Raw genomic sequence first — 1,473 nt, 5'->3', positions numbered from 1 at the left:
GGTCTCAACCTGCGGGCTTATGACTTCGTGTCTCAAGAGCTGCGGGCGGCGGAAGACCCCGAATTTGAAACCTTCTACACGAAGAACATTCTGCTCAACGAAGGGATCCGCGCCTGGATGGCACCGGCTGACCAGCCGCACCAAAACTTCGAGTTCCCTGAAGAAGTTCTGCCTCGCGGTAACGCTCTGTAGAATGCGTCCGAGATTTACTATCATCGGCTAAAACATTCACCCCCGCCTTTTGGTGGGGGTGAATGTTTTATTTCCTTGCCAGTGCCAATGCCAAACCACCGCTTTCAGGCAAGTTTGGGAAAAATCGCAAATTAACTTGGGGGAAGTGGAAAAATTATCCGATTTCTGTGTTATGCTAGGTAGCGTAAAAGAAATTAGATTGAAACCGGACAGGGTAAAAGGAGGTGATGCCTATGCAAGATAGTAGTAAACGCATGGGTCACCTGATTGGAGTAGACCGGCTGCGCGCCGGGGCTGTTCTCTAAACGCTAGTTTTAGATTCCGTGAAGGATTAGCGATAATTCTTCATAAACTAAACTAGCAGGGAGTTCCTCCCGGCAGTCAGGTTCCAATTCAAGTGACCCGCTAGACCGCTCTCATCAATAGCGTGAAAGTTAAATCTTGAACGCTCCCGGTGAGAGCGGATAGCTTTTTTTATCCAGAAAAAGACTCGAAAAACGGCAGCCAAAGCCAAACAACGATTGATTTTCTCCCTGGCAGAAAATCATCTCGGCAGAGGAAAAAGAATAAGAGCAAAAGCAATAAAAAATATTTGTTAGCAGACCTAGAGGACAAAGAATGGCTCAGTTGCTCAGTGAAAGCGAAATTCAACAGCGATCGCAACAGCTCCCAGATGAGTGGAGCGTGGAGGGAAAAGAACTGCGGGGAGTGTGGAAATTAAAGGATTTTGTCGAAGCGATCGCCTTTGTGAACAAACTGGTGGATCCAGCAGAACAAGCGGGACATCACCCAGATCTCGCCATTTCTTATAACCAAGTCACCATCACCCTGACCACCCACGATGCCGGGGGGTTAACGGAAAACGATTTTGAAATGGCTAAGACCATTTCGGAGATCGAGTAAACGGCAGAAAGGAGCCTCGGAGGAGAGCGATCGCCGTGGCCACCGCAACTTCAAAGGTGGCGACGGCGATCGCGCTAATCCGGAAAACCCAGGAAATCAGAAAGGTTCAGCCTCGCAAAGCTTCCCGAGATAGCCCCGAAATTGAATCGGGAACTTGGAAGCTGAATAAATTATCTGAGCAAAGGTTATGTGATAGACTGAGAAATAACCAACATAAAAAACAGATCCAGAATCAATAAGTAAACGGAGGTCAACTTCTGCGGGCTGAAGCCACGCAGCTTGGAGGGCCCAACCTCTAACCAAGAGTTGGCGCTTACCAGAGCCAAAAACGATAACACCTCCGGGTATTTCCCTAGCCCGGACTATTTGTTGGCTTCC

At 48.5% G+C, this 1,473-nt stretch carries 2 protein-coding genes and 1 pseudogene; 2 read left to right on the top strand and 1 reads right to left on the bottom strand.

Annotated elements, in window-relative coordinates:
- Together AC0QH1_RS01925 and AC0QH1_RS01920 are read left to right on the top strand one after the other, a co-directional pair.
- Positions 1 to 192, top strand: a pseudogene (locus tag AC0QH1_RS01925) (photosystem II D2 protein (photosystem q(a) protein)); the annotation flags it as partial.
- 618 nt (positions 193 to 810) lie between these two features.
- Positions 811 to 1,095: a 4a-hydroxytetrahydrobiopterin dehydratase gene (locus AC0QH1_RS01920; RefSeq protein WP_324629080.1), complete on the top strand. Its 285-nt coding sequence runs from the start codon at positions 811 to 813 to the stop codon at positions 1,093 to 1,095.
- A 96-nt stretch (positions 1,096 to 1,191) separates the two neighbouring features.
- On the opposite strand, the gene AC0QH1_RS01915 is transcribed toward AC0QH1_RS01920, so the two are convergent.
- On the bottom strand, positions 1,192 to 1,473 hold a 282-nt coding region (locus AC0QH1_RS01915; protein ID WP_324629079.1), incomplete at its 5' end, for a hypothetical protein.

This window comes from Phormidium sp. CCY1219, from assembly GCF_055795085.1.
The sequence above is the reverse complement of the archived record's forward strand: the minus strand, read 5'-3'. Positions and strand labels throughout refer to the sequence as shown.